26 protein-coding genes are annotated in these 26,507 nt (G+C 46.0%); 11 read left to right on the top strand and 15 right to left on the bottom strand.

What is annotated here, in order from left to right; translation table 11 throughout:
• Positions 1-90 precede the first annotated feature (90 nt).
• Both TTER_RS04430 and TTER_RS04425 read left to right on the top strand, forming a co-directional pair.
• On the top strand, positions 91-501 hold the full coding sequence (locus TTER_RS04430; RefSeq protein WP_012874832.1) for a secondary thiamine-phosphate synthase enzyme YjbQ: 411 nt from the start codon (positions 91-93) through the stop codon (positions 499-501).
• A gap of 68 nt (positions 502-569) precedes the next feature.
• Positions 570-1,454, top strand: coding sequence for a zinc metalloprotease HtpX (locus TTER_RS04425; RefSeq protein ID WP_041424349.1), 885 nt, complete (start codon positions 570-572; stop codon positions 1,452-1,454).
• 65 nt (positions 1,455-1,519) lie between these two features.
• On the opposite strand, the gene glgP is transcribed toward TTER_RS04425, so the two are convergent.
• Entirely contained in the window at positions 1,520-3,604 is a 2,085-nt protein-coding gene (gene glgP, locus TTER_RS04420) for an alpha-glucan family phosphorylase (RefSeq protein WP_148211886.1), read from the bottom strand.
• Positions 3,605-3,759: 155 nt separating this feature from the next.
• Between glgP and pheA the strand changes: the two genes are divergently transcribed.
• Complete coding sequence (pheA, locus tag TTER_RS04415; protein WP_012874829.1) at positions 3,760-4,626, top strand: prephenate dehydratase; 867 nt, start codon at positions 3,760-3,762, stop codon at positions 4,624-4,626.
• A 1-nt stretch (position 4,627) separates the two neighbouring features.
• Here the strand turns inward: pheA and TTER_RS04410 are convergent, their stop codons facing one another.
• From TTER_RS04410 to TTER_RS04390, 5 genes are all read right to left on the bottom strand, one after another.
• Positions 4,628-5,275: an HAD family hydrolase gene (locus TTER_RS04410; protein WP_012874828.1), complete on the bottom strand. Its 648-nt coding sequence runs from the start codon at positions 5,273-5,275 to the stop codon at positions 4,628-4,630.
• Positions 5,276-5,325: 50 nt separating this feature from the next.
• A complete protein-coding gene (locus TTER_RS04405; RefSeq protein WP_012874827.1) occupies positions 5,326-6,579 on the bottom strand; it encodes a DUF4097 family beta strand repeat-containing protein in 1,254 nt (417 codons plus the stop codon).
• A complete protein-coding gene (locus tag TTER_RS04400; protein ID WP_012874826.1) occupies positions 6,576-6,803 on the bottom strand; it encodes a hypothetical protein in 228 nt (75 codons plus the stop codon). The genes TTER_RS04405 and TTER_RS04400 overlap by 4 nt, the downstream gene beginning before the upstream one ends.
• Positions 6,804-6,827: 24 nt before the next feature.
• Entirely contained in the window at positions 6,828-7,214 is a 387-nt protein-coding gene (locus TTER_RS04395; protein WP_012874825.1) for a DUF2089 domain-containing protein, read from the bottom strand.
• A gap of 113 nt (positions 7,215-7,327) precedes the next feature.
• Positions 7,328-8,269 carry a tyrosine-type recombinase/integrase gene (locus TTER_RS04390; RefSeq protein ID WP_277422780.1) on the bottom strand — a complete coding sequence of 314 codons (942 nt, stop codon included), beginning with the start codon at positions 8,267-8,269 and terminating at the stop codon, positions 7,328-7,330.
• 26 nt (positions 8,270-8,295) lie between these two features.
• On the opposite strand from TTER_RS04390, the gene nfi reads away from it, so the two are divergent.
• Genes nfi through TTER_RS04375 form a run of 3 tightly spaced genes read left to right on the top strand, consistent with a single transcriptional unit; the run spans position 8,296 to position 11,006 of the window.
• Positions 8,296-8,991, top strand: a complete 696-nt coding sequence (gene nfi, locus TTER_RS04385; protein WP_012874823.1) for a deoxyribonuclease V — start codon at positions 8,296-8,298, stop codon at positions 8,989-8,991.
• Between the two features lie 22 nt (positions 8,992-9,013).
• Positions 9,014-10,600: an aldehyde dehydrogenase family protein gene (locus TTER_RS04380; RefSeq protein ID WP_012874822.1), complete on the top strand. Its 1,587-nt coding sequence runs from the start codon at positions 9,014-9,016 to the stop codon at positions 10,598-10,600.
• A 1-nt stretch (position 10,601) separates the two neighbouring features.
• Complete coding sequence (locus TTER_RS04375) at positions 10,602-11,006, top strand: iron-sulfur cluster assembly scaffold protein (protein WP_012874821.1); 405 nt, start codon at positions 10,602-10,604, stop codon at positions 11,004-11,006.
• 26 nt (positions 11,007-11,032) lie between these two features.
• Here TTER_RS04375 and TTER_RS04370 read toward each other — a convergent pair whose 3' ends face one another.
• Complete coding sequence (locus TTER_RS04370) at positions 11,033-12,235, bottom strand: glycosyltransferase (RefSeq protein ID WP_049822953.1); 1,203 nt, start codon at positions 12,233-12,235, stop codon at positions 11,033-11,035.
• Between the two features lie 269 nt (positions 12,236-12,504).
• Between TTER_RS04370 and TTER_RS04365 the strand changes: the two genes are divergently transcribed.
• Positions 12,505-13,098 carry a hypothetical protein gene (locus tag TTER_RS04365; protein ID WP_012874819.1) on the top strand — a complete coding sequence of 198 codons (594 nt, stop codon included), beginning with the start codon at positions 12,505-12,507 and terminating at the stop codon, positions 13,096-13,098.
• On the opposite strand, the gene TTER_RS04360 is transcribed toward TTER_RS04365, so the two are convergent.
• Positions 13,099-13,521, bottom strand: coding sequence for a helix-turn-helix domain-containing protein (locus tag TTER_RS04360; protein WP_012874818.1), 423 nt, complete (start codon positions 13,519-13,521; stop codon positions 13,099-13,101).
• A 124-nt stretch (positions 13,522-13,645) separates the two neighbouring features.
• Positions 13,646-15,481 carry a PQQ-like beta-propeller repeat protein gene (locus TTER_RS04355; RefSeq protein WP_012874817.1) on the bottom strand — a complete coding sequence of 612 codons (1,836 nt, stop codon included), beginning with the start codon at positions 15,479-15,481 and terminating at the stop codon, positions 13,646-13,648.
• A gap of 88 nt (positions 15,482-15,569) precedes the next feature.
• Here TTER_RS04355 and TTER_RS04350 point away from each other — a divergent pair, with 88 nt between their 5' ends.
• Positions 15,570-16,247, top strand: a complete 678-nt coding sequence (locus tag TTER_RS04350) for an HAD-IB family phosphatase (protein ID WP_012874816.1) — start codon at positions 15,570-15,572, stop codon at positions 16,245-16,247.
• Here TTER_RS04350 and TTER_RS04345 read toward each other — a convergent pair.
• Genes TTER_RS04345 through fdh form a run of 4 tightly spaced genes read right to left on the bottom strand, consistent with a single transcriptional unit; the run spans position 16,242 to position 21,973 of the window.
• Entirely contained in the window at positions 16,242-17,042 is an 801-nt protein-coding gene (locus tag TTER_RS04345) for a TrmH family RNA methyltransferase (protein WP_012874815.1), read from the bottom strand. The two genes, TTER_RS04350 and TTER_RS04345, sit on opposite strands and share 6 nt — an antisense overlap.
• The gene (gene nrfD, locus TTER_RS04340; protein ID WP_012874814.1) at positions 17,039-18,022 is read right to left on the bottom strand and encodes an NrfD/PsrC family molybdoenzyme membrane anchor subunit; all 984 of its coding nucleotides are present in this window, start codon (positions 18,020-18,022) and stop codon (positions 17,039-17,041) included. The genes TTER_RS04345 and nrfD overlap by 4 nt, the downstream gene beginning before the upstream one ends.
• A 13-nt stretch (positions 18,023-18,035) precedes the next feature.
• Positions 18,036-18,848 carry a 4Fe-4S dicluster domain-containing protein gene (locus tag TTER_RS04335; RefSeq protein ID WP_012874813.1) on the bottom strand — a complete coding sequence of 271 codons (813 nt, stop codon included), beginning with the start codon at positions 18,846-18,848 and terminating at the stop codon, positions 18,036-18,038.
• Between the two features lie 5 nt (positions 18,849-18,853).
• Positions 18,854-21,973, bottom strand: a complete 3,120-nt coding sequence (fdh, locus tag TTER_RS04330) for a formate dehydrogenase (protein ID WP_012874812.1) — start codon at positions 21,971-21,973, stop codon at positions 18,854-18,856.
• Positions 21,974-22,319: 346 nt separating this feature from the next.
• Here fdh and TTER_RS04320 point away from each other — a divergent pair, with 346 nt between their 5' ends.
• Complete coding sequence (locus tag TTER_RS04320) at positions 22,320-23,441, top strand: glycoside hydrolase family 130 protein (protein WP_012874811.1); 1,122 nt, start codon at positions 22,320-22,322, stop codon at positions 23,439-23,441.
• A gap of 47 nt (positions 23,442-23,488) precedes the next feature.
• Here TTER_RS04320 and TTER_RS04315 read toward each other — a convergent pair whose 3' ends face one another.
• Both TTER_RS04315 and TTER_RS04310 read right to left on the bottom strand, forming a co-directional pair.
• Positions 23,489-24,700, bottom strand: a complete 1,212-nt coding sequence (locus tag TTER_RS04315; protein WP_012874810.1) for an NAD(P)/FAD-dependent oxidoreductase — start codon at positions 24,698-24,700, stop codon at positions 23,489-23,491.
• 87 nt (positions 24,701-24,787) lie between these two features.
• Complete coding sequence (locus TTER_RS04310) at positions 24,788-25,408, bottom strand: YbhB/YbcL family Raf kinase inhibitor-like protein (protein WP_012874809.1); 621 nt, start codon at positions 25,406-25,408, stop codon at positions 24,788-24,790.
• Positions 25,409-25,482: 74 nt separating this feature from the next.
• Here TTER_RS04310 and TTER_RS14620 point away from each other — a divergent pair, with 74 nt between their 5' ends.
• Both TTER_RS14620 and TTER_RS04300 read left to right on the top strand, forming a co-directional pair.
• Positions 25,483-25,824, top strand: a complete 342-nt coding sequence (locus TTER_RS14620) for a (2Fe-2S) ferredoxin domain-containing protein (protein ID WP_012874808.1) — start codon at positions 25,483-25,485, stop codon at positions 25,822-25,824.
• Positions 25,825-25,843: 19 nt separating this feature from the next.
• A complete protein-coding gene (locus TTER_RS04300; protein ID WP_012874807.1) occupies positions 25,844-26,476 on the top strand; it encodes a CPBP family intramembrane glutamic endopeptidase in 633 nt (210 codons plus the stop codon).
• The last annotated feature ends 31 nt before the right edge of the window (positions 26,477-26,507 follow it).

Genomic DNA, 26,507 nt, shown 5'->3' with positions numbered 1-26,507 from the left:
ATAGCTTTCGATTCAGCATTATATCACTATATTCTAAGAGTAAAATCCAAGGCACACCTGCTAGGATCAAGTGAAATTAGGAGGTAGAGAGTGAAGACTCTTGAGTTTACGATCAACACCGGGAATAAACCGGCGGTGGTAGACATTACCAGTAAGATAGAAGAAGCCATTAAGGATTTACAGGAAGGGCTGGTACACGTCTTCGTACCCCACGCTACAGCTGGACTGGCACTGATGGAGACAGGGTCAGGGTCAGAGTACGATCTAATTAATGCGATAGACCAGCTTTTTCCCAAAAGCTCCAACTACAGACACGCACATGGCTCTCCAGGACATGGGCGAGATCATATATTGCCAGCTTTCATCTCTCCTTTTCTAGTATTGGCTGTGAGAGATAAACGACTACAATTGGGAACCTGGCAGTCCATAGTACTAGTTGATACTAATGTGGATAATACCGTAAGAAAAGTTCAAATCAATCTTATACCCTCAACTGTTTGACTGGTAGTACAGGCATAGATATAGTTTTATGTAGACAACATTAGTTTTATGGAGGCCTCGAAGAGGTGATGTCAAAGAACGGAATAAAGACTGTATTCTTGCTGACCCTGCTAACAGGATTATTCTTGTTGGTGGGGATGCTTCTTGGCGGTAGGCAAGGACTTGTATTCGCTTTTGTACTAGCATTAGGAATGAATTTCTTCTCTTACTGGTACAGCGACAAAATCGCCCTTATGATGACTGGAGCTAGAGAGGTCGGGTGGGAGGAAGCACCCGAGCTGCATCAGATAGTAGAGCAACTTGCTCACCAAGCCAGGATACCTAAGCCAAGGGTTTATATAATTGATTCTCCCGCAGCTAACGCATTTGCAACCGGCCGAGATCCTAAACACGCAGCAGTAGCCGTAACCACTGGGATCATGAGTATTCTAAACAGAGATGAGCTAGCTGGAGTAATAGCTCATGAACTAACTCATGTAAGAAACCGAGATACGCTCATACAGACGATAGTGGCTACTATAGCTGGGGCCATTATGTTCCTAGCAAACATGGCACGGTGGGCGTTTATATTCGGTGGGTACAGTAGATCTGACGATCGCGAGGGCGGTGCTAATCCGCTGGGTGCACTATTAGTGATCATAGTAGCACCGATAGCAGCTACATTGGTACAGCTAGCAATCTCTAGATCTAGGGAGTACGCAGCTGACGAGGGGGCCGCCAAGCTGACAGGAAGACCTCTAGATCTAGCATCGGCTTTACAAAAACTGGAGGCATCTGTGGCAATGCATCCGATGAGAGTCAGCCCTGCAGCATCCCACCTCTTCATAGTGCAGCCACTGAGAGGTGCAGATCTGGCATCTTTGTTTAGCACGCATCCACCAGTAGCTAAGAGAGTTGCAAGGCTCTACCAGATTGCTCAGCAGATGCATGGTCCATCCTTCGCTTTCAGCTAGCATTTAAAAGAGAGCTGCAGGTGCTTATGTAAGCACCTGCAGCTCTCTAGTTTAGAGTCTAGGAATTACACTAATATCTTGTCATCAGTACGATCCACCATATAGAAGCCTTCCACATATTCCTTCAGCATTCTATCGGTGGTAAACTTAGGACCCAAACCAGATATAGCCTCCTTCATCATCTTGACCCATTTACGAGGAATCCCCTTTTCATCTCGATCGTAGAAGAGAGGAATTATGCTTGCTTCCAGCAACTCATATATTGCTCTCGATTCCACCTCGTTCTGCACTTCCGGGCTTTCGTAGACTTTCCCGTCCCCTATAGCCCAGCCAAAGCCGTCGCTACCTTTGTTTGAAGATTCCCAAGCTTCTGCCCACCACCCATCCAGGGTACTAGCATTAAGCACTCCATTCATGCTGGCTTTCATTCCACTGGTACCGCTTGCCTCCATTGGACGCACTGGATTATTCAGCCAAACATCGCACCCCCTAACAAGGTGACGGGCAATCTCTAGATCATAATCCTCTATAAAGGCTATCTTTCCAAGGAAGGGCTCACGTTTGGAGAGTTGTACGATCTTTTGTATCAACTCCTTGCCGCCATTGTCACGCGGATGTGCCTTGCCTGAGAATAGTATCTGCACTGGATGCTGAGGATTATTTAGTATGGCAGCGAGCTTCTCTTCATCACTGAAGAGCAAAGTCGCTCTCTTATAGGTGGCAAATCTCCTGGCAAATCCTATAGTTAGGACGTCCTCAGTAAGATTCCCCAGCTTACCTATCTTCGATCTGCTATTGACTAACTCGATCAATTGCCTCTTGAGCTCTTTGTGCAGGCGCCATAAAAGTTCGTCATCTACTTCCAATATTTTCTGCCAATCTATATTCCCTTCTGAGTCACTTAGAATATCTCTAAGAGAGCTGGATAACCAGGTAGGCGCATGCACACCATTAGTAACATAACCAATCGGCACATCTTCGACAGGCAGCTCCGGCCATAGGGAGCGCCACATTTCCTGAGAGACTCGACCGTGCAGCTTACTTACACCGTTGTTTTTACTAGATGACTTCAATGCAAGCACCGTCATGCAGAAGAGTTCGTTTTCATCTTCTGGTCTCTTCCTTCCCAAGGCCAGTAACTGCTCAAATGAGATACCTAATTTATTAATATAAGATTGCAGATACCTCTCAATCAGATCGATTGAGAAGTAGTCGTGCCCAGCAGCTACAGGAGTATGAGTAGTAAAAACGTTAGTAGATCGTACAGTTTCCAGGGCCTCTTCGAAGCTTTTGCCCATATCCTGGATCATCTCTCTCATGCGCTCAAGGACGAGAAACGCTGAGTGTCCCTCGTTCATGTGATAGACCTGAGGATACAGCCCAAGCATTCGCAGAGCCCTGATACCTCCAATACCAAGTACGATCTCCTGTTGAATGCGCTTTTCAGAATCCCCTCCGTAAAGCTTATCGGTTATGTCCCTGTAGGGGGCCTGATTCTCTTCCAAATTAGTATCCAGAAGATAGAGGTCTACCCTTCCTACCCTGGCTTTCCATATCTGGAACTTAACTACAGCGTCGGCGACATCAACTTCACCTATTACTCGATTGCCCGACATGTCGGTTACTAATGTTAACGGAGTATGAAGATAGTTTATATCTGGATACTCCTCTTGCTGCCAACCATTCTCATCTATCTTCTGGAAGAAGTAGCCATTCTTATAGAGCAGACCTACACCCACCAGAGGAATACCCAGATCACTGGCCGACTTAAGATGGTCACCAGCAAGAACTCCCAGCCCTCCAGAATAGATAGGGAGACACTCTACCAAGCCAAACTCAGCTGAGAAATAAGCGACGCTGAAGTCCCTGGCCCCATAATTTTCTGAGAACCAAGTATTATTAGCCTCAAGATAACGTTGAAGGGAATCATGCTCCTGGTTAACTCTATCCACAAACGACTTATCAGCTAGAAGCATCCGCAGCCTTTCATCAGATATCTTCTTTAGCAGCAGTACTGGATTGTGCTTGGTCTTCTGCCAGTTCTCAGAATCTATATGGGAAAATAGCTCTGCAGTAGACGGAGTCCAGCTCCACTTAAGGTTGTAAGCTAGATCATTCAGTTTATTCCTAATTTCCATATCTTGACTCATGCCTTTGCATCACCCTCACAATCATCATTGTTTTTTATCCTGCACCAATCTCTTTATAGTCACATCCCTAATAGTAGCAAATAGAGCCTCTAACGATCTTCTATACATGCCTCCCTGTCTGGCACAATAAGACAAAAGCGGTCTAGGAAGGTGCTATGACAGATAGACAGCGTGTGGCATTTCAGGGAGAACCAGGGGCATACAGCGAAGAAGCTTCTCTACTTTCTGTGCCAGGATGTGAACCAGTACCGCTACCCTCATTAAGGGACGTATTTGAATCAGTGGCTAACAAGCATACAGACTTGGCAGTGGTGCCCGTAGAGAACTCGCAAGCAGGTAGCATACATGAGACTTATGACCTATTGCTAGAATATGCGGGCAAAATCTTCATTAGAGGCGAGCATGAGCTTAGAGTACGGCACTGCCTTCTAGGTATACAGGATACTGAGCTAGATAGGATTAATAAAGCTTATTCTCATCCACAGGCACTGGCTCAAGCAGCAAACTGGTTACGAGCACATAACATCCAGCCTGTCGCGTATTACGACACAGCGGGTGCAGCCAAACTCGTATCCGAACTCCAAGACCCTACTATCGCCGCTGTAGCTTCACGTAGAGCAGCTGAAGTGTGGGGGCTAAGGGTTTTGGCAGCCGACATAGAAGACAACAAAACCAACCGTACAAGATTTGTGATAATAGGCCGATCACCTGTGGTGCACACAGAGCAACCCAGTGAGGAAGGTAAGACTACGCTGGTGTTCTCAACTCCCAACAAGCCCGGAGCTCTCTATCATGCCCTGGGTTGCTTTGCCAAAAACAACGTAAACCTAACGAAGATAGAGTCAAGACCCTCCCGAGGTGAGGGGTGGGAATACATATTTTATGTAGATTGTCAGGGATGGGTAACCGACCAGGATCTAAGAAGAGCTTTGGATTGTCTAAATGAACAGTCGAGATGGGTAAAAGTTTTGGGTTCCTACCCTAAATCCGTGGACGAAGCTAATATGAATTCAGGTATATAGGTTAGCAATCTACTTGAAAGTCATCAAGGGATAACTCTTCCAAGGAGTGAACGATCCTATCGGCAAGGCGTAGATCCTCTGGGCGTCGCGTCCCAGCAACAGCAAAAACCTTCATCCCTGCAGCCTTACCAGCCTGAACTCCCACTACAGCATCTTCAACAACAACGCAGCACCGAGGATCAACACCAAGCTTTTCGGCAGCCAGGAGGAATATATCGGGGTTGGGCTTCCCGTTCTTGACGTCGTCCCCAGATACTATTTCGTCGAAGCAGCCCTCCAAGCCAATCTCTGCCAGTATCGCCTCTATATTCAACCTGGGAGTAGAAGAAGCTATGGCTTGCTTGTGTCCGTTCGCATGCAAAGATACTACCAGGTTATAAGCCCCAGGAAGCGGCTTGATTCTCCCCCTAATAGATTTCCGGAAGTATCTCTCTTTGTCTTCAGCTATTCTGTTTATCTCTTCCTCAGGAAGATCTCCAAACAGGACACGAATAGCATCAGGATTTCTCATCCCAAAAGTTGGGAGGAAATCCTGATAGCTAATCTCTACACTCCTAGGGTGGGCTACATATAGCCAAGATTCATAGTGAAATTGTCTGGAGTCCACGAGGACTCCATCAAGATCCCATAATACGGCGGCCTTTTCCATACGCGATAAATATTACCAACTACGTATCTATGTTATCCAATGCAAACTGGCTATAGTACGCTCTGGAGAAGTCTCTCGGCTTCGTCTGGAGTTATCTCACCTTTGGATAGCGACCTGAGTACCTCTCTTACGAACTCCTCGTTCGTTTTGCCCTTATTTTCGAGCATAGGCTTCATCAAAGGGGTGTAGTCAGCTTGATCAGTGGTAGCTGAAGAAGCATCTACACTTACATCATGTATAGATGTTGACTCCTGTTGTGAAGATTGATCCTCTTCAACGTCCTCATAACTATCTGGTCGAGGTTGCAAAACTTGTCCATTGCCGCGACGAATAGAGATATCACCCTTGCCGGTCTTTATTGAGAGGTCTCCTTCTGGATGGTCGCTGCCAGTGGTACCTACCATTCTTACGCCACCAAAACCCATTGGCCCAGATCTGCCCACTTGCACCAGGGGGAACTCTGAATGCACCCTTCCAAAACCTGTCTGGGCATCGATGCGTACAGATATATCATCAGGTAAGATGACAACTACATCCCCTAGGCCAGATGACAGTTGATACCTACCCCCCTCTAGCTCTGAATCCAAGTAGATGTCACCCATCATGGAATTAAGTTGCATCTCTTCGATCTCACAACCTACCACCCGCATAGGCCCCATGGCAGAAGAGGCTCTAATACGCGCGGACTCGCAATCAGAAATATTAACCTTCCCATGGGCAGTATTTATACTTAGATCCCCCTCGACTTGTTGGACGTTAACGTCTCCATTGCCTGTAGAGACCCTTAAATCACCCTCTCCGGAGGACACTCTTACCTCCCCATTACCTGAAGAGAGGGTAACATCACCCTCAAAATCGGTCACTAAGATTCTGCCATTCCCTGTTGAGACTGTTATATCACCTTCTACTTGAAAAACTCTGACCTCGCCATTACCAGTTTCTACCCTTACGTCGCCTTCAACAGAATCAACGCTTACATTCCCCCATCCAGAGTGACATGACACATCCCCCTCATACTGAGATTGTCCCTTGAACTCGATCTGGCCCTTACCAGTCTCAAGTTTTACCCCGCTTACGCTGGACGGTATAGACAAAGTTAGATCCATTCTCTGGATCGAGCGCAGACTTATATCTTCCTTAGGCTGTGATATATGAACCATATCTCCCGATCTCTCTATGGATGGGGTCAGCCCCCCACCAACGCTAACAGACCATTCTTCTCCTTCTACCCTGACATATATATCTCCATGTAGCAGGCTAACTCGTAACTCATCAGCTCCGTTCGCGATTTCTTGGATATTCATCTTGATGCCTCCTTGATTCTTATCTCCTTGTTCAAGTAATGCTTCTGCAATAACAGACCAACCCTGACCATGTATACTCCTAGATACAACAGTGACTTATCTAGAAGATTCACTCCACTCCTCTCAGGAGTTTTAAGGCAACTTACTATGTATCTGTGTTCAGCAGCATCTTGCAGGTCCTGATACCTCTCCTTGAGAATTCTCTCGGTCAAACCGTGGTACATTTCCCCCTCCTTCAGGTCACCCCACTACTGAGTAGACCTCAACTTGCTTAGAGCCTCCTCAGGACTTATCTCTCCCCGAGCAACAGCGTCTAGAACGCTACGCCGGGAAGACTTCGCAGGTTCCTTCTTCATAGGCACAGGCTGATTTTCTGCCTTGGTCAAAACATTCACTATCTCATCCAGCTTGGAACGCACAGTTGGGTAGCTTATACCCAGACGCTTCTCCACCTCGCTAAGATTACCTCTCGAAGTCACGAATATTTTGAGGAAGGTTGCCTGCTCATCTGTTAGCAAGCAGAAGTCACACTGCCTGTACTCGGCTCTAACCTCGGTTCCGCAGTCTACACACCTCACCTCCCTTATGATCAGTTGGCCGCCGCAAGTAGGACATCTCTCTAGAATTTTCCTCACTCGTATCACCTCCACGAGAATTATATATTGATCAATTAATAAATTCAAGTAATTAATCAAAAATTTTAAAATTCTGGGAGGTAAAATTCTCCTCGAAGGTGCTCCATCAAAAACTAGTCAAGGTCTGCTGGAATATGGGTGCGCTCGTAGCTCTCGCGGAGATAACGATCGGTGACTCTTGTATACCTTTGGGTAGTTGCCAGGCTTGAATGCCCGAGGAAAGCCTGTACTATGCGTGTATCAGCACCCCCCTGCAATTTATGCACTGCAAAGGTGTGTCGCATAGTATGAGGTGTGGGGATAGTCTTAAGTCCAGCCTTTTTAGCGTACTTCTTTATCGACATCTGGATAGCTCTGGGGGTCAGCCTATCCTCGGCAGTTGGACCCTTGAAAGACACAAACAACGCAGGATTCTCGTCAGTTCTCAGTTGTAGATATTCCTTGAGCAACCTCTGGGCTACAGCATCGACAAAGACCACTCGAGGTTTTCTACCTTTACCTATAATAGATACCTCAAGTATCTCGTCTTCGCATAGATGCTCCAATGGAAGCTGATCTCTGTTCAACGAGCACAGCTCAGCTATTCTCATCCCAGTGCAGTACAGCAGCGCGAGGAGGGCCCTGTCTCGCTTGCCCCAAGGAGTAGAGGGGTCTGGAGCCATCAATAATGCCCTAACATCATCGACCGACAAAGCCTTAATCGAGGATACATCCATATGACTCTTTGGCAGCTTGATGTCATCTCGGGTGAGCGATGTCAAGTCCTCATCATGCAGGTAGTTCACAAAGCTCCGCAAAGCAGAAATATATTTAACGTAAGTGTCATCATCTAACTGCTTCTCTACTACTAGGTATCTCTGCCATGCTTTCACAGACTGTTTGTCCAAGTTTGAAACGTGGGCCTTGGATTGCAACCTTAGCTCTAGCCAGTCCACAAGGGCATAGAGGACTTGCTGATATGTTCTCACACTCGCTGGTGACAACCCCTCCTCGACTAGGCAATAGTCTAGAAAATCTTGCACACTATTCCTCAGATCCTTTTCTTCTTGCGCCATATCAAACAAAGTAATAACATCCAAGTATGATTTCAAGCAAAGATAAAGAACTGGAAGATCTCATAAATAAATTACAAAGTACCCATATAGATCCGAAAGAAGCTATAAGGTTACAAATCAAGGCTAGCAGGTATATAACAGAGTCTCCACTAGACACCCCTCCCGCTACCGTTGGTGGCTTTGACCTCAGCTTCCCAAATAACGCCAGGGCTGCAGCCATCGTAATAGAGTCAAGCACAATGGAGACTATTGAAGAAATACTTGAAGACATGCCAGTGACCATGCCCTACATACCAGGATTGCTGGCATTTCGAGAAGCACCGGTGATCCTTAGAGCATATAATTCTCTCAAAGCAAAGCCAGACGTCATCATGATCGATGGGCATGGTAGGGCTCACCCCAGAAGATTTGGTATAGCCTGTCACGTTGGACTGATACTAAGAAAGCCTTCCATAGGAGTGGCAAAAAGTTTGCTGATCGGCAATGCTGAGGAACCAGGGGACAACAAGGGAGATTGGAACCCCATAACCTTAGGCAATGAAGTGCTTGGGGCTGCAGTCAGAACCAAGCCTGGAGCGAAACCTGTGTACGTATCAGTAGGAAATCTGATAAGCCTCGAACAGGCTGTGGAGTTAGTATTGAAGATGACCACCAAATATAGATTGCCTGAACCCACACGCCGAGCACATATGCTTGCTAGTCGTTATAAAAACACTAGGTAAGTCAATCAGGAGGTTAAAAATCATGCAACAGTCCGCAGTAAAAGTACCCAAGGTAACATATGCAGCGATTCCTCAGGATCAGCTAGAAATCCTTCATGCCTATTATGAAGAAGCTCAAAAGCAGATCCCACAAAAGCTTGGAAAGCACTATCCAATAGCAATTAACGGCCAAAGGGTCGCCGGCCAAGGTAAAACCATAGAAGTTCGATCTCCTATAGATACAGATATAGTGGTAGCTACATTCAACGAAGCCACTAGCGATCAAGTATCGCAAGCCGTGGACGCGGCCGCGGAAGCCTTCAAGATATGGGGAAGCATGAATTATCAGGAGAGAGTAAACATTCTCAGGCAAGCTGCCTCTAATTTCCGGGACAACAAATTCGAGCTAGCTGCTGTGCTATCAGTAGAAGCTGGCAAGACCCGAATGGAAGCTCTAGGAGAAGTAGAGGAGGCTGCCGACCTCATCTCGTGGTATTGTGACCAGATGGAAGAGAACCATGGGTTCGTGAGAGAGATGAGAAGGATAATCCCTAATGAAAATAACAAGTCTATCCTCAGACCATATGGAGTATGGGCGGTTATAAGCCCATTTAATTTCCCCATGGCTCTATCTACTGGTATGCTAGCCGGCGTACTAGCATCGGGTAACACTGCCGTATTCAAGCCCGCCTCTGCCACAGCTCTTAGTGGCCTAGAGGTATACAGAATGTTCGAAGAGGCTGGTTTACCATCCGGAGTGCTGAACTTCGTTGTCGGCTCTGGTAGTACGATAGGAGAACAGCTATCAGACAATCCTAAGATATCCGGATTAGCATTTACCGGCTCTAAGGATGTTGGACTACATCTTATGAGGAAATTCAGCTATCCGTACGCCAGACCCTGTGTAGCTGAGATGGGAGGCAAGAACCCTACAATTGTTACTTCAAAGGCAGATCTATCCAAAGCCGTTGAGGGAATAGTCAGGTCAGCCTTTGGCTATACAGGACAGAAATGCTCGGCATGCTCACGGGTATACGTATTCTCGGATATGTATGATCAGCTTGTAGATAAGCTGCTGGAGCGTACTGCTAAGGTCATAGTAGGAGATCCCAGACAAAGAGAGGTCTTCATGGGGCCGTTGATCGACGAGCGAGCAGTGAATAAGTACCTGTCTGCAGTAGAAGAGGCGTCCGCAGACGGCAAAGTGTTGTTCGGTGGCCACAGAATACAGGGCATTGGCATGGAGAGAGGCCACTTCGTGGAGCCTTGTATTGTAGCTGATCTACCTCAGAATCACAGGATAATAAAGGAAGAGTTGTTCGTGCCCCTAATAGCACTAGTTAAGGTTGATACCCTTGAGGAAGCTGTAAACCTAGCCAATGATACTGAATACGGCCTCTGTGCAGGTATCTTTAGCGAAGACAGAGCTGAGATAGATTACTTCTTTAATCACATAGAGGCTGGTGTGGTTTACGCTAACAGGAGCGGAGGGGCAACCACTGGGGCTTGGCCCGGTAGCCAAAGCTTTGTGGGATGGAAAGCTAGCGGATCTACGGGCAAGGGAGCACTTGGACCATATTACGTGCAACAATTCATGAGGGAGCAAAGCAGGACTGTAGTAGAAGATTAGTATGCAGGAGAATATCCAGAACAAGCACGAATATACCGATATAACGATAGATCATTATCTGCATCCTAGAAACGTAGGTATCATCCCAGATGCTACAGGGGCCGGTACAGCTGGGGATCAGGAGAAAGGGCAGATAATGATTCAGATAACTCTTAGATGTTCCAATAGAGTGATAGAAGATATTAGGTTCAGAGCGTTCGGATGCAGCGCTACTATAGCCTCCGCTTCTATGGTAACCGAGTTGGCGAAGGGGAAGACTCTTGAAGAAGCTGAAGCAATAACTTCTCATGTGCTACTGGAGGCCCTTGGTGGGCTCCCACAGGACAAGCTTTATTGTGCAGACTATGCCACCGAAGCCCTTCATATAGCCATAAAGGATGCTATCTCTAGGAATAGCGATGGGTAGAGGCTGCAGATCTGACCAAATATAAGTCAGATCTGCAGCTCCGCTGCATCCAAACCATAATTAGAGGCATTTTTACGTGCGTATACATCATGGTAGATAGCTAAGTTATGATCACCAACCCTTACCCAAGAGAACCTATGAGCCCTCTTATGAGCGTGCATAGCCATGGTGTTTCTGAGCTCCGGAGCGGAAAGTATCTTGTGCATAGCTGCAGCAAGCTTCGCATGATCCCCGGCTGGCACCAAAAAGCCGTTATGACCATCTCTCACCGTAGATTGCAAACCGCCAACTCGCGAAGCTACTATAGGGATACCACATGCTATGGCCTCTAGAGCCGCCATTCCAAAGCTCTCATAGTAAGACGAGACCACGCAGATATCTGCAGATCTGTAATAATAAGGCAGCTCTTCCTGAGGCTTGGGACCACAGAAATTTACATCGTCAAGTACACCCAAAGAGTAGGCTAAGGCTCTGAGCCTACGAATCTCCGCAGCAGTTTCCTTATCGCTTTTATCGTTCGTCCCACCAACTATCATAAGCTTGGCATTACTAATATCAGCCTTCAACACAGCAAAGGCTCTTATAAGTACATCCAGCCCCTTCAGGGGTTCTATTCTTCCAACGTACAATACAAGCGGGGCGTTCACATCAATGCCGAGCTTTTGCCTGGCCTCAGTTTTATCCCCTGGCGAAAACAAAGCCAGATCAACTCCGCATGGAGCGATGTAAACTTTTTCAACCGGTACCTGGTAATGATTGACGATCTCTGATCTTTCTATACTGTTAGCAGCTATCACACCATCTACGGACTTCAACACCATATCTTCTGCTCTTAGCCTCAGTAGAGATTCCTCCGGCTGATTAGGCCCCCGATACTTGTTCTTTATCAGTCCCAACGTATGTGACATATGAAGCCAAGGAACACTCCATTTTGTTACAAGGCACAGACCAACAACACCAGAAATCCAGTAATGGGTGTGCAAGACGTCGTACTCTATGCCTTCACTTTCAGCAAAGGTATTTATTGATTGAGCTATGTCATCTTTGATTTTGTAGAGGGATTCACGACTGATGCTTCTGGGAGGACCACTTCTGACGTTTATCACTCTAAAGCCATCAGTCACTTCTTGAATCAAAGGATCATCTGGATTGTTCCACCTGGTAAAAACATCTACTTTGATGTCCCTGGATGCTAGCTCTTTCGCTAAGCGAAGCACATAAACGTTCATTCCTCCCACATCTCGGCTGCCAGGTACAGCGAGGGGGCTGGTATGGATGCTAAGCATAGCCACTCGTGCGGGCCAACGCTCCTGGTCGTGGGACTTCTTATATTCAGTCGTTTGAGGGAATAGATCGTCGATACACATTCTCATTCAATGGTAACAAATATATACAGGAAGTTGATAAAAGCTTTTTTCTTTCGTAATCTCCGACAAATTTATGTATATAAGATTATAGATAGAGCATTCCTCTGTCCATTCGTTTGGAGGTCGGGAAGATGTTGAAGGGAGAACGTGCCATATCCGAGATCGTTAAGATTCATCAAGTCTTCGCAAAAACACACAGAGCATTCATGCACTTCATGGTGCAGGATGAAACATTGGGCAGAGACGAAGTTAACTATCTTGCAACTGTTACCTTGTCGCACATAGACGATATTCAGACTGGATACAAGTGGGCTATGCGCACCGAGTACGTACCAAAGAGTGAGCTGCCTTATATCCTGGATCCCTCTGACATCATAGCCATAAGCAAAGATCCAGATACACCATCTAAGCAGATCCTTCCGCCGGACCTCCAGAAAATCATGGCCTTCCAGCACGCCCAGGTTGTCTTTGCTTACATGCCTAAATTACCCAAGAGTATAATAAGTTTTCCAGGCAACAAGTCTTATGTTGATATAAAGATTCCTAGAACACCATTAGAGTTCAGAGAGAGGGTGAATGAGCTGGCAAGTGCAATTTGGTCAGCAGCGGTCAACACTCCTGCCAGCTCATGGGAGCCTGAGAAAGCCAGGAGGGTTTATGGCTTCTTTGAGACCGGTATGTGGCTAACAAGATGGCACCTGCAAAAGATGGGATACTACAACTAATCAACTACCTTTATTCTCCTGCCGCTGCAAATGATCGTAGATCGCATCTGTTAGCGCACCAATTTGAGATACCGCCAGTTTCCTAAGATTATACGGTAGGTTTTGTATACGTCTAAATATTTGGCGCATTCTTATATCTAAAAGATCAGTGTCTCTAGGCTTATGATCAGCCATACCAGCCAGCTGCAGCACCTCTATAGGGCTAACCTCTAGAGCTTGGCATATATCGATAAAAGTACTAATCTTAGGATCCTGAGTTGCGCCGCTTAGTATCCTATAAAGAGTAGCCCTATTGCGCCCGGATTTCATGTTCGCGGCTACCTGGGTAGCCGTCATTCCACGAGTTCTCATGATGTCGTTTATAGCTTTGCTAAGAGAAGGGCTTTCGTATTCTCTACCATAATCTTCATGATGCTGAGCCATTACAATGCACCACCTTAGTAATAAGTGATCATCGTCCCTACATACTGTGTAGTATACACATCAGTAGCTAGAAATACATTAACGATAATAATAATTGCAAAAATTACAATAAATTCTCAACCATCTAGTTACCTTTTGGTATCAATCGGAACAATTCTCCATTGTTGTTTATAAAATCCTGAGCAGGTAAGCCACCTACATATGTGTAGGCATACCAGTTTATGGGGATCTCTAAGTCCTGAGGAGACAGGAAAGGTTGCAGGGGGACAAATACCTTCACATCTCCGTGAGCACTTTCAAAAGGTAGTGCATCATTGACTACCTTAAACTGATCGCCTTTTTCTCCATACATCTTCATCTCCATAATTGCCTCTTTACGGCTGACAAAAACGTAGACATCTATCTGGCCGTCATCCGTGTAATCGAAGGCAAAGACCGAGCTTAAGGATGAAGATTTACCCGAGGCATCAGGAGTCTTCATTTCAAAGAGAATCCCTTTGTGACCGAACTTATCAATAAATTGTGCCCCCGCGGTTTCAATGTCCGCAAAACTCAATCTACGCTCTCGCACATCTCCAATGTCGTCAGCCCTCATGTAGTAAGGAGAAATCTCGGGTAAGTTATTACTGATCTCGCGCTTATTGAAAGCGACTATCTTATCGTCAACCATCATGTAGAGTGAGTTCCGTACAACTATAGGGATACCTATAACTTGCCCTTTGAGGTTATACTTCCAGACTACAGACAAGTCCGGAAGATTAATAGAGTACAAATCATTCTTCCCAACCAAATAAAGCCTGTCACCCGCCAGAGAAGCAGAAACATAGTCTATCCCTCTTAGTTTTAGGTCCCTTTGAAGCCCGTTGCTTCCTAAATCGTACCTAAGTATATGTGTTTCTCCGTTCCCAACAGTAATTGCCAACAAAGATGACCTATAAAGCATCAAATCCCTTGGGGTAAGCTCAGAATGCCTCTGTTGGCCGATTTTCCCGTTATTCAGAGAAACCGAAGTTATGTAGTTGCCGTCAGCGGGAACGAAGACCTCTTTATTTCCCATTACTATCGTTGCATTAGGCAGTGGTCTCACCCTCTGAGTCTTCCAAATCTGTTTACCCTTTGAGTCGAGCATTATTAAGCCGTTACCTAACGGCATAACCAGGTAGTTATCTCTACTCATTACGGGAGCCCCAGATATATCGCTCTGAAACTGCTTTTTCCACAGAAGCTCACCACTAGTAAGATCAAAGCAGAGCACATTTCTGTGGAGTATCACATAAGCTCTCTGGTTATAGGCAACAGCATCATTTACATCGCTTACGGATATCGCCTTTTGCCAAAGGACACGGCCATCAAAGTGATCAAGGGCATAAAGCCCCTGTGTAGTAACAAGGAAGACTATTCCATCACTGGTCTCAGGAGGTACGAGTATGCTAGCACCAATATTTGTAGTCCAAAGCTCCATACCAGAATTCGCATCGATTCCATAGACTCTACCATTGTAGGTAGCTGCAATGAGGACACCATCCTGGAAAGTAACTTGGGGCAATACTCTATCCTGCAATCGGAAATTCCACGAAATAGTGCTTGGAACATCCCCACCAGGCTGGATATACCTGCCAAACCTCTGAGTAAAGACATTCCCCAGTCCTATATCGGTTGCCTGCTGAACAGGAGGAACATATTTATTTGTTTGGCGTGGAATATCGGTTGATATAGGTTGTCTGGTGGGTGACGGAGTAGGATATGGAGTAGCTACAGCAGTAGGAGTTATCTGCAGGTCATCTATCTGGGGAATAGGCAAAGTTGGGACAGGGGTAGGATTATAAGACAAATAATCACTAGTCGTGCTTATCGAGCAAGCCAACAGGGAAGGCATAATAATCAGAGAAAGCATTGTGATCTTTATATTCAAAGACGGGAAAATAAGCCTCACCTCATGCTGCTTCAGCAGTTGTTGCATAAGGATAACTCAAGTGTTCGCTTTACTCAAGTGGCACCGGTAATAGCTGGTATACTGGGTTGATCCAACACCTATACCAGGAGGGAATATGAAAATTGCAGTTCTCTGCGATTTCGATGGCACCATAACGCTGCAAGATATGGGTATAGAGATACTGAAGGAGTTCTCCACAGCTGACTGGGAAAGAATAGAAGAGAAATTCGACCAGGGAAAGGTTTCTATATTAGAGAACATGAGCGAGCAGTTCTCACACGTACCCAATCCACCGCATGAGGTTAACGAGTTTGTCAAGAGAAATGCAAAGATTCGCCCAGGGTGGGAAGAATTTATCGAGTGCTGTCGGGGATATAACCTCCATCTGGCAATAGTTAGTGGCGGACTGCGAAGCTATATATATAGTGTACTAGGGAAGAATTTGAACATCCCTGTCTATTCACTAGTGGACGATTATGTGGATGGGCAATGGTTACTCTCTCTTCCTAGCCCATTCGACCGCGATGGCGATGTAGAGTTCAAAGAAGCTGTGATCAACTATCACCGCAAGCAGTACGATGAGATATGGTTCATCGGGAATGGTACATCCGATAGAAGAGCTGCAGAAGTGGCAGATAGAGTTTGGGCATTAGAGCCTTTACTAAGCTATGCACTCTCAAAAGGGCTAAAAGTACATTCGTTTGAAAGCTTTTATGATATCTGCACCGATTTTCAGAAGATATTAGGCGGACAAATACTGAAAGAAGACGAGATAGACAAAGTTAGCTTATAACCTAGACCTCTGATCAAATATCTCGTACAAGATGACCGAAGTAGCTACAGCTAGATTCAGAGAGTCAACCTTACCCACCATTGGTACGCTCACTAGCATGTCACATGAACTCTGCTCTCTCAAGTCCAATCCTTGTCTTTCACTACCCATGAGAAGTATGCAGGGATATGGGTAATTTACTCGACTGTAATTCAGGGGTGCGCCTCCCACTGCCCCTATGACTGGTATTTGATGAATATTCTTCCAATCAAGCAGACGCTCAAAAGAAGTCTTAATCAGCTTTACAGTGAATGTAGCTCCCGCACCAGCCCTCACAGAATTAGGGTCGTAAGGATCAACAGAGTCTCCCAAGAGTATTACGTATCTTACACCTACAGCATCAGCAGTGCGTAGTATGGACCCAATATTACCGGGATCCTGCACGGCCTTCAGTGCTAGTAAACAAAGTCCTTCCCTGGGATCTATAGATTCTAGTGAATGCCACTTCTGCCGGACGACGCCAGCTATACCTTGGGGATTGTCCCTAAGGCTAATGGACTTAAAAATATTCTGATCAACATCTATTACTTGGACCCCATTACTAATAAGATCATTCACCAATTTCCAGGCATGTTCACTCCTAAGAAGGTCGCTAGATACTATAAGAAACTCAAAATGGAAGCCTTCCTCGAAGGCGGAGTAAACTTGCCTTATGCCTTCTACATAGCACAGCCCTGACTGTTCCCTAAACTTCCGGGATCTGAGCTTTCTTAGGATTTTTATCTTTGTATTATCCCTGCTCTTTACTGGTATCACCTAGTGATCTCGAAGACGGCCTTAGGATCAACAGCAGATTTCTCTCCAGCCTTAACTACGACGTACCTAGATGCTAGCGCACCTAGCAATATCATCAGGGATGATATTCTACCTAGCCAAGGATTATTTGCTTTCCTGATACGTGTTATCAACAGCAGCGAGAGAGGGAAGATCTCACCTATTATTCTAACCCCTAGCAAGTTTACAAGCTTTAGCCTGCCATCCGTTAGGTAGAATCTAAGACTACGCGCAAGAGTCCGCTCGAAGAATAACTTGACTATAAAGTCAATAGGGCCCATCCACAGCTGAAGCGATACCAACGCTTTATTAACTGCAAACATCTTTGTAATGGAAGTAACCAGGGAAGTAACTGCCAAAGCTGAGGAAAAAGAAGAAGACACGAACACCAAAGGCAAGGTTGCAGCTCTCTTCGTCCACACTGGTACAGCAGTGGCAGCGAGAAGCACTGCAGTGTAGAACGTCATAAACATAGCAGGCAAACCTGCCATTACCTTGGCGAGAGATAGCATAGGATCTAACGCATGAAGGAATTTATTGACCTTACCCTGAGGAAGTATGTTACGTAACAGATCAGCTGTAGTCACAGCACCAGATAGCAGGCCAAATATAGATAGTACCCACGTGCCAACCGACATGGGAGAACGTAGCTTAAGTACCCTTAGCATATGATGAAACCTCTCGGGTCTCTTCAGATCAAGTATGAGAAGCACAGGACAAGGTATAAGTGAGGATAAAGATATATACCTGCAAACCTTGCCAAGACGTCCGGTGACATCAAACCTTACAAGGTCAGCAATCAAACCAATCAGGTAGCAAGCGCCAGAGAGTCCACCTAGGAAGAAGTATGTGATAATAAGCCATCCCCAATGGGGCTTGTGTATCACAGGTCTGTCATAATAAGTTATGTCTTGGATTCGATTTTTATCTTCAGACTCTCTTCTAGCTCGTATCTCAGTCATAGTATAAGCTCCATCAATCTCGTCTCTTCAAGGACAAAGCAGTCAGCACCATCATCAAGATTGAGAACAGTAAACCAGACAAATAACCCCTCAGAACTTTTCTCTGAGGAAGTTCCGGTCTCCTTGGCAGGTTATACACCTCAGGCTCATCGGTAAGAATGAACATGGCATATAGTCCTTGTATGCCGTTCGTACCACCGAAGTTCTCGTCACCGTATATGTAGGCGCTAGTCACACCTAGCAAATGGAGATGCTCTACCCGTCTCCTGGCCCTTTCCTTCAGCTCAATGTAAGAGCCAAACTGAATAGAATCGGTAGGACAAGCCTTAGCACAAGCTGGCTCAAGGCCATCCTTGAGTCTGTCATAACATAGAGTGCATTTGTGAGATATGCCATCATACGCGCCGATATCAGGCACTCCGAACGGGCAAGCAGGCACGCAATACCCGCATCCATTACATATATCGGGCTGAATGTAAACGGTACCAAACTCTGTGCGGATAATAGCACCTGTGGGGCATGCCTCCAGGCAGCCTGCTACAGCGCAGTGCTTACAAACATCGCTCATCATAAGCCAGTGGCTTTGAAAAGGAGGCATGTCGGAAGCCCTGGGGATATCTTCCTGAAACCTCTCTATAAACTCAACATGTCTCCACGTATAGGCTCCCAAATCCCCAGTATTATCATAACTATTCCCAGTCCAGGTGAGCCCATCCATTGGTAGCTGGTTCCATTGCTTGCAGGCAACTTCACAAGCCTTACAGCCTATACATAGAGTGGTATCTGTAAGAAAGCCAACAGGCGACTGTAAGCTGCCAATAGACATCGTAACTATCTCCTGTCTAATCTGCCCTTGCGAATATTACAGGTAAAGCTCTTTGCCTCATGGATACGCGAGTTAGGATCCTCGATAAGTGCACTAAGATCGTTAGCAGATGCCCCTCTCGCAAGCCCACCGTATCCGAAGTGCCATGGCATACCTATTTGATGTATTCTTCTACCGTCCCTAACTATAGGCTGCAACCTAGCCGTAACCAGGACCCTGGATTCTATCTCTCCCCTGGCGGTAGATAACACAACCCAGTCTCCTGTAACTACACCTATCTCTCGTGCCAACTCTGGGCTAATTTCCACAAATCCTTCAGGTTGCAGCTCCGCCAACCAAGGCACCCACCTGGTCATACCCCCAGCTGTATGATGCTCGGTTAGCCTATAGGTCGTCAATATATGTGGGAATGCGGGATCCTCTATAGCATGATAAGGATTATCTGGCCTTTCGAAGAGAATAGCACAAGGATTGACCGGGTGATCAGGATACAACAAGTTAGGATAGGGGGACTCTTTTGGCTCATAGTGAGTGGGCAAAGGACCATCCTTCATTCCTTTTGGTGTGAACAACCAGCCCTTGCCATCAGACATCATTATGAAGGGAGAATCCCCCGAGTGAGCATCAACGCCCTTGGCATCCTTTGGAGGGGTGTAAGACGGATCCTTGTTCACGGGGAAATCGGGGATATCATAGCCAACCCACTTCTTCTGTGATTCATCCCACCATACCCATTTCTTTCTCTCGCTCCAAGGCTTGCCCTGGGGATCAGCAGAAGCGCGATTATAGAGAATACGTCTATTGGCAGGCCATGAAAATCCCCAACCGAGTGAAGCCTTATCATCAGCATCACGATTTCTAGCCCTGTTTACACCATAATCGGGAGTTATCCCGCAGTATATCCAGCAACCACACGCAGTAGAACCATCATCCTTTATATCCTCGAAGCTCTCAAGAAGTTTTCTATCTTCGACTCGATAGCCGTTGATCTCGTACAAGATATCCTCAGCCTTTGGCTCCTGCAAATGTCCCTCGGTACTATAATTCCATGTAAGAGCCAAGATTTGCCTTCCCTTTAGAGAATCATCACCTGCATAGAGCTCCTTTAGTCTCCTGCCTAGATGATAGAGGAACCAAGTCTCCGATCTTGCATCATCCGGAGGATCTACAGCCTTATCGTGCCACTGCACCAAACGTTGGGTATTAGTAAACGACCCATCTTTCTCAGGCGGTAAAGCGGCAGGCAATAGAAATACTTCTGTTGGGATCTCTTCGGGTCTGATCTCACCTCTCTTAACCTCAGGTGAGGCATACCAGAAAGATGCCGTCTCTATCTCGTGAACATCCCTGACCACTAGCCAATCAAGAGAAGCCAGAGCTCTACGTGCAAGGCGAGCATTCTGCCCCCCAACGGCAGGGTTCTGACCAAAGCAGAATAGCCCCCTCATTACACCATCACGCATGAGAGGAATCATTGCCTCAAAGGAGTAATCCCCACCTATCTGAGGCAGAAGGTCATAAGCATAATCGTTCTGAGCAGTGGCATTATCACCGTAATAGGCTTTCAGCAGGCTGATAATGTACTTTGGAAGGTTATACCACCAACCGGTCTGAGTCTGATAGTGGGCTATATACCCAGATAAAGTTTGATCCTCATCAGTTTCCGAAGAAGGCATCGGCAGGTACCCTGGCAACAAGTTGTAGAGGGTAGGAATGTCGGTAGAACCCTGAATCGTTGCATGCCCTCTTAGGGCTAAGATACCTCCTCCAGGTCTACCAATGTTCCCCAGTAATAATTGCAAGATAGCGCAGCAGCCTATCATCTGAGAACCAGTAGTATGTTGAGTCCAAGCCACTGCATAACAGAAAGCGGTGGTCTTGTCTCTACCACTGTTCTCGATTATGGTCTCAGCCACTTTGATAAACAACTCCTTGGGTATCCCACATATCTCAGCAACCATATCAGGTGTATAACGCGCGAAATGCTTACGCAGAATCTGCATCACACTCCGAGGGTGCTGCATAGTCAGGTCAAACTCAGAGTTATCTGAAACGGTGTCCTTTGAGCCAGTTACATGTGCCTCGCCCGTATGGCTCTCATGATCTACAGGGGAGGAGTGTAACCCTTCTCCACTATACTTCCAGGAAGAAGTATCATAAGATCTTGAATCAGGATCATAACCAGAGAATAACCCTCCCAGATCTTCTGTATCTCTGAAGTTCTCATCTATTATTGCCGTGGCATTAGTATAGTGACGCACATAGGTCTGGAAGAAATCATCTGAATTCCACCTATCATGATTCAGCACGTAGTTGATAAGCCCTCCGAGGAATGCTATATCGCTTCCGGCTCGAAGAGGCACATGAATATCACACAGGGCAGAGGTTCGAGTAAATCTAGGGTCTATATGTATGAGCTTTGCACCCTTTTCTTTGGCCATCATGACAAATCTGAAGCCTACTGGGTGATTCTCGGCCATGTTGGACCCCATAATGACTATGCAGTCAGAGTCCGCCAAGCTCTGCTGAAAGGTAGTCGCACCGCCTCTACCTAGTCGAGCGCCCAGACCGGGCACCGTACTAGAGTGTCATATACGTGCTTGATTCTCTACCGCTACAATACCCAGACCAGCTGTGAACAGCTTTTTGATAAGATAATTCTCTTCATTGTCAAGCGTAGCCCCTCCAAGATGTCCTATACCCAGGGTACGCATTACTCTCCTACCAGAGGGGTCATACTCTTCAAAAGTACGGTCCCTAGTCTCTTTCACTAGCTGGGCTATCCTATCCAGCGCCCAGTCGAGGGATTTCTCCTCCCACTTGTCAGAAAAAGGAGCTCTGTACTTGACATTTCTAATCCTCATAGGGCTATTGATAAGCCCAGAAGTGGCTGCTCCTTTAGGGCACAGGGTCCCACCATTAATGGGGCTTGCATAGTTGCCCTCTATATCAATTACTTTACCGTCTTTATGGTAAACGAGCTGTGAACAACCCACGGCACAATAGGGACAAACACTCACTGTAACTTGCGCGTCTCTGATTCTTGGATATAAGCGCCTACTTGGGTTACTTACAGCATTAGGAGAAATACCTACCCTCTCAGATATCTTCTGTAGAAAGTCCATAATGGATCTCCTCTTATCCTCCACTACAGAACACCCAGCATAACTAGCGCTGATTATATAAATATCCTAAAATTTAGAAAGGCTTTCCGATATAATTGTTGCTCAGCAGCCATCGTTTCCCCAGTCAAGCAGCAAGCATAAATCTTGCCATATGAGGGGAACTGTGGCTGAGATCAAAAATAGTAACTGTGAGAAAACTGAAGAATTTAAAAAACGTAAATATATTAAGAGATCAGTTATCAACCATTTGCAAACGTAGGGGATTATTGTGTCAAATAGGAAACAAAATACAAACGATTATGTTATTTCTTGTTGGAGCATTATTCAAATTCTAGGAGGCGGTTAAGTGACCGTGACAGAAAAGCCTCTCTTCTGCATAGAACGCCTCGGAGTAATAATGGAACCCGATCCTAACAACCCCGATGAAGCTTGGGGAGTTCTTAATCCCGCAGCAGCTAGGAGTCGGAATGGAGAGCTATATATCTTCCCAAGAGTAGTGGCAGAGAAAAATTACTCTAGGATAGGTATAGCTAAGGTTATATTTGACGATCAGGGAGATCCTAAGGCTGTCGAACGTCTGGGTTATGTACTTGAGCCTACCGCCTCTTATGAGAAGAACCCTAGAACGGCAGGATGCGAAGATCCCAGGATTACCTTCGTAACCTACCTGGACAAATATGTGATGACCTATACCGCATATGGCCCATTGGGACCAAGAATAGCTTTAGCTGTGTCCGATGACCTCTTCGAATGGAGGCGGCTTGGACTTGCCAAGTTTGCACCAGCTAGAGGTGTAGAGTTTGACTTCTATACCAATAAGGATGCCCTAATATTTCCAGAGCTCATTAAGGACCCTGATGGAAATGATTCTATAGCTCTCATTCATAGGCCAACTTACGATGTTGCACCCTGGGGAGCACCGCCCTATCAAGTGCTCCCAGAAGGTGTAGAAGACTCTAGGCCAAGCATATGGATCTCCTACTGCCCGGTGGACAAGATTGGTTCTGATCTTAGGGGGCTAACGCACTTCTCTAACCACAGATTGCTCGCTGTTCCACAAGAATCCTGGGAAGCACTAAAAATAGGTGGGGGGACTCCTCCTATACTGACCAAACATGGCTGGCTGACCCTTTTCCATGGAGTTAGTGGCGAGATCATAGAAGGTGTAGACCTACAACCAAATGTCTACTACGCAGCGGGAGCTTTGGTGCTAGATAGAGACGACCCCACTAAAGTTATCTATCGCTCCAAGATGCCCATCCTCGAACCTACAACGGAGGATGAGAGGCAGGGGATTGTAAACAACGTCGTATTCCCAACGGCCGTAGATCAGAGGATAGATCTCGGGCAGCCAGATCGTATTGATGTGTACTATGGTATGGCCGATGCACGCATTGGCGTGGGCAAGCTGTACGTCCCACAAAAACTGGAATTAGAAAAAGATAAGGCAGTAGCCGCATGTGTATAAGTAAACTTGGGGAGGTTATACCTCCCCAAGTTTACTTAAGACTAATTTTACTTAAGATCAAGCAGGCTCTCTCGGGGTCCCTCTATTTTCTCTCCGGCGAGAATCATGCTAATCATTCTCTTTCTTCCCCGCGGACTCCCAATTGTGATAGCACCTACTAGCCTGTCCTCGATAAAGAATAGCTTTTTGTATTCTTTAGAATCTATGTCAGCCCTTACTACATACTCCAGATTTGGATTTATCTCAGGAGTTGCCCCTATAACTGCAATATTAGAATTGAACAGCGGGCTGGTGTAGGTAGGAACTTCCTTATAGATCTCATTACCTCCGGCCATATTGATTGCAGCTACCCTACCCTGAGAGAGGGCGTTATCCCAAGTTCCCATGATGTTGTAGCTCTGGATGATAACATCGTAGAATTCAGCTATATCACCAGCAGCATATACGTTATTTATATTGGTCCGAAGGTACTCATCTACCACAACCCCTCTATTTATCCTTATAGGACTTCCCTGCAGAAAATCAGTGTTCAAAGTAAGCCCTACACCTACCCCAACAATGTCTACATCGATTTCACGCCCTTTCTTGGTGATGACCCGACCTCTAACGCCATCATCCGAGACTATCTTTTCAACCTCATCTTGGTAGATAATTTCTACTCCATGCTCCCTGGCAAGCTCATGCACTATAGCGCCACCCTCTTCATCCAAGGTTCTGCGAAGAAACCTAGGGCCCCTCATAACCCAAGTAGTCTTAAGCCCTCGCATTGCAAAACCTTCAGCAAGCTCATAGGATATGAATGACCCCCCTACTACAACCCCAGACTTTCCTTCAGTAGCCTCCCTGATGATATTCTTAGTATCATCCATGGTTTGAAAGTTAAATACAAAGGGGAGATCTCCACCTTCACAAGGTAGTTTGTTAGGCCTACCACCCGTAGCTATAAGAAGGGCATCGTAAGGAAGTATCTGCCCGTTATCCAGGTACAGTAACTGCTCATTAGTATCCAAGTGTTGGGCAACGGTGCATGTGAGCAGGTCTATGCCCTTCTCCCTGTGTTGCTCGAAGGTACGCATGAATACCTTTTCTTCTCTAACTATCCCCTTCAGAAACCGTGGAAGAGCTACTCTGTTATATAGAGGGTATGGTTCAGCGGCAACTATAGTAATCTTGCAATTAGGGTCAAGTTTGCGCAGGGTCTCAGCGCAGGTCGTCCCAGCTATGCCATTTCCTACTATTACGTACCTTTTATCAGTCATATTCCTCCATGTATAAGCAAATTGCTACTACGGCACCAGATCTAGGTATTGTCGATCAAGAATTTCGTAATAATATAACAACTCGAGCTACCTGCTATAATTCGCTACCAGCTCTCCATAAGCAATTACATGTCCTTTCATTGCTTTCAGTACCGCATCTCTTGTCGCATTAGGGGTGAGATTCAGCCTGATATCTAAGGCATATAGATGAAAGTAGTACCTGTGAGTGCCATTAGGAGGACAAGGGCCGCGGTACCCATGCTCTTTGAAGTCATTTACTCCCTGTACGGCTCCATTAGGCAGCCTAATAGTTCTAGGTAAAGCTTGTGGCAAGCCAATTTGAGTCGCAGGAATATTGAACATGACCCAATGCGACCATGGAGATATATGACCAGGAGCATCGGGATCATCCATGATCAACACTAAGCTCTGAGCTTTGGGAGGTACCCCTTTCCACTTCAAGGTGGGAGATATATCCTCTCCATCGCAGGTGAACTTTGTTGGTATCACTAACTTTGAATTCTCCTGAATAAAATCCGGACTGGTGATTTCTATCTTCTCTAGATTACTTTGAGGGAAGGTGTCCTCTCGAGCAGCCCCCGGCATGCAACTTAGAACCAGCAGGACCCCAAGTATTACTAGGATATCAGCTATGCGCCTAATGTACACTGATAGCTTTGTAGACTTTATGATTGTGAAGTCATACATACAGTTCTCACCCAAGGGGCAATACACAAGCTGTTAGTAGTATAATCTAACTAAGTTATGTAATGGAAAAAGATATGAAGTATAGCGTAGCTATCTGCGCTGGAGCCGATTGCTCCAAGCGCAACACATCCCAATTAATTACAGTGCTAGAACAGGCTCTAAGAGACGAAGGCTTAGAAGGAGATGTCCTCCTTCGTCCAGCAGCTTGCAGTAAACTGTGTGAGTTAGGTCCTACACTAATCATCTATCCCGACCGGGTTTGGTACGGTGGCGTCACTCCAGAGAGGCTTCAGCGTATAGTTAGAGAACATCTCAAATATGGTAACCCAATCAGGGAATGGATAACAAAGGATCTCGGGAAAAGAGATACTTATAGACAAGACGTAAATAACTACCTCGATAAATTATTCGGCTAGCAGTACACCGGGTACCAGAATGTCCAGCAGAAAAGTTACTGTAAAAGATTCCATAAGCTGGATGAAGTGGGATTTCCCGTTTCGAATAGTCCCAATGATAGCTATCCCAGCAATGCTGATTCTAGCCACTCCTTTATCCGCAAAGGATATTGGCTTGTACTTTAGTGGTGCACACACCCTATTACCAGCGATATTGATTGGCATCATAATTGGCGTAGTAAGTTGGGCATTTCGGGTAAAGGTCCTCAAATGGAATTCCAGTCCTACAACCCCTGATGTACTACTTGAAACAACATACTACTGCGTGCTGAATGCACCCGCAGAAGAATTGGTTTTCAGGGGTATCATGATTGGGCTGTTGGGTAACTACATAGGCAATCCCACTGCATTATTCATATCTACCCTAGTATTCGGCGCTTACCATATACCTGCTAAATGGGGAAGCAAAGCTGTAGCAGGCGTTACTGCGGCTGGTTTCCTGTTTGGTTGCCTTTTTTTGATAACCGGAGAGTCCTTAATAGCTCCTATGATAGTACACGCCTTTGCTACATCTGGTTTGTTGAGCACTGGTCCTTGGGTAGAACACTTTCTGAAAGAACAGAAATGGAAGACAAAGTCTAAGGACGCAGAAGTCCACAGATACCTATCATAATGCTGCTGCCTTGGAATCCACCTTGCTACAA

The organism is Thermobaculum terrenum ATCC BAA-798 (genome assembly GCF_000025005.1).
Taxonomy (GTDB): Bacteria; Chloroflexota; Chloroflexia; order Thermobaculales; family Thermobaculaceae; genus Thermobaculum; species Thermobaculum terrenum.
The sequence above is the reverse complement of the archived record's forward strand: the minus strand, read 5'-3'. Positions and strand labels throughout refer to the sequence as shown.

What these genes read in the sequence shown, in the direction of transcription:
- TTER_RS04425 (WP_041424349.1), top strand. Translation starts at nt 570, where the DNA reads ATGTCAAAGAACGGAATAAAGACTGTATTCTTGCTGACCCTGCTAACA.
- TTER_RS04300 (WP_012874807.1), top strand. Translation starts at nt 25,844, where the DNA reads ATGTCCAGCAGAAAAGTTACTGTAAAAGATTCCATAAGCTGGATGAAG.
- TTER_RS04375 (WP_012874821.1), top strand. Translation starts at nt 10,602, where the DNA reads ATGCAGGAGAATATCCAGAACAAGCACGAATATACCGATATAACGATA.
- nfi (WP_012874823.1), top strand. Translation starts at nt 8,296, where the DNA reads ATGATTTCAAGCAAAGATAAAGAACTGGAAGATCTCATAAATAAATTA.
- TTER_RS04400 (WP_012874826.1), bottom strand. Translation starts at nt 6,803, where the DNA reads ATGTACCACGGTTTGACCGAGAGAATTCTCAAGGAGAGGTATCAGGAC.
- pheA (WP_012874829.1), top strand. Translation starts at nt 3,760, where the DNA reads ATGACAGATAGACAGCGTGTGGCATTTCAGGGAGAACCAGGGGCATAC.
- TTER_RS04310 (WP_012874809.1), bottom strand. Translation starts at nt 25,408, where the DNA reads ATGTATGACTTCACAATCATAAAGTCTACAAAGCTATCAGTGTACATT.
- TTER_RS04390 (WP_277422780.1), bottom strand. Translation starts at nt 8,269, where the DNA reads ATGGCGCAAGAAGAAAAGGATCTGAGGAATAGTGTGCAAGATTTTCTA.
- TTER_RS04405 (WP_012874827.1), bottom strand. Translation starts at nt 6,579, where the DNA reads ATGAATATCCAAGAAATCGCGAACGGAGCTGATGAGTTACGAGTTAGC.
- TTER_RS04355 (WP_012874817.1), bottom strand. Translation starts at nt 15,481, where the DNA reads ATGCAACAACTGCTGAAGCAGCATGAGGTGAGGCTTATTTTCCCGTCT.
- nrfD (WP_012874814.1), bottom strand. Translation starts at nt 18,022, where the DNA reads ATGACTGAGATACGAGCTAGAAGAGAGTCTGAAGATAAAAATCGAATC.
- TTER_RS04360 (WP_012874818.1), bottom strand. Translation starts at nt 13,521, where the DNA reads ATGGCTCAGCATCATGAAGATTATGGTAGAGAATACGAAAGCCCTTCT.
- TTER_RS04365 (WP_012874819.1), top strand. Translation starts at nt 12,505, where the DNA reads ATGTTGAAGGGAGAACGTGCCATATCCGAGATCGTTAAGATTCATCAA.
- TTER_RS14620 (WP_012874808.1), top strand. Translation starts at nt 25,483, where the DNA reads ATGAAGTATAGCGTAGCTATCTGCGCTGGAGCCGATTGCTCCAAGCGC.
- TTER_RS04315 (WP_012874810.1), bottom strand. Translation starts at nt 24,700, where the DNA reads ATGACTGATAAAAGGTACGTAATAGTAGGAAATGGCATAGCTGGGACG.
- TTER_RS04335 (WP_012874813.1), bottom strand. Translation starts at nt 18,848, where the DNA reads ATGTCTATTGGCAGCTTACAGTCGCCTGTTGGCTTTCTTACAGATACC.
- TTER_RS04350 (WP_012874816.1), top strand. Translation starts at nt 15,570, where the DNA reads ATGAAAATTGCAGTTCTCTGCGATTTCGATGGCACCATAACGCTGCAA.
- TTER_RS04380 (WP_012874822.1), top strand. Translation starts at nt 9,014, where the DNA reads ATGCAACAGTCCGCAGTAAAAGTACCCAAGGTAACATATGCAGCGATT.
- glgP (WP_148211886.1), bottom strand. Translation starts at nt 3,604, where the DNA reads ATGAGTCAAGATATGGAAATTAGGAATAAACTGAATGATCTAGCTTAC.
- TTER_RS04410 (WP_012874828.1), bottom strand. Translation starts at nt 5,275, where the DNA reads ATGGAAAAGGCCGCCGTATTATGGGATCTTGATGGAGTCCTCGTGGAC.
- TTER_RS04370 (WP_049822953.1), bottom strand. Translation starts at nt 12,235, where the DNA reads ATGAACGTTTATGTGCTTCGCTTAGCGAAAGAGCTAGCATCCAGGGAC.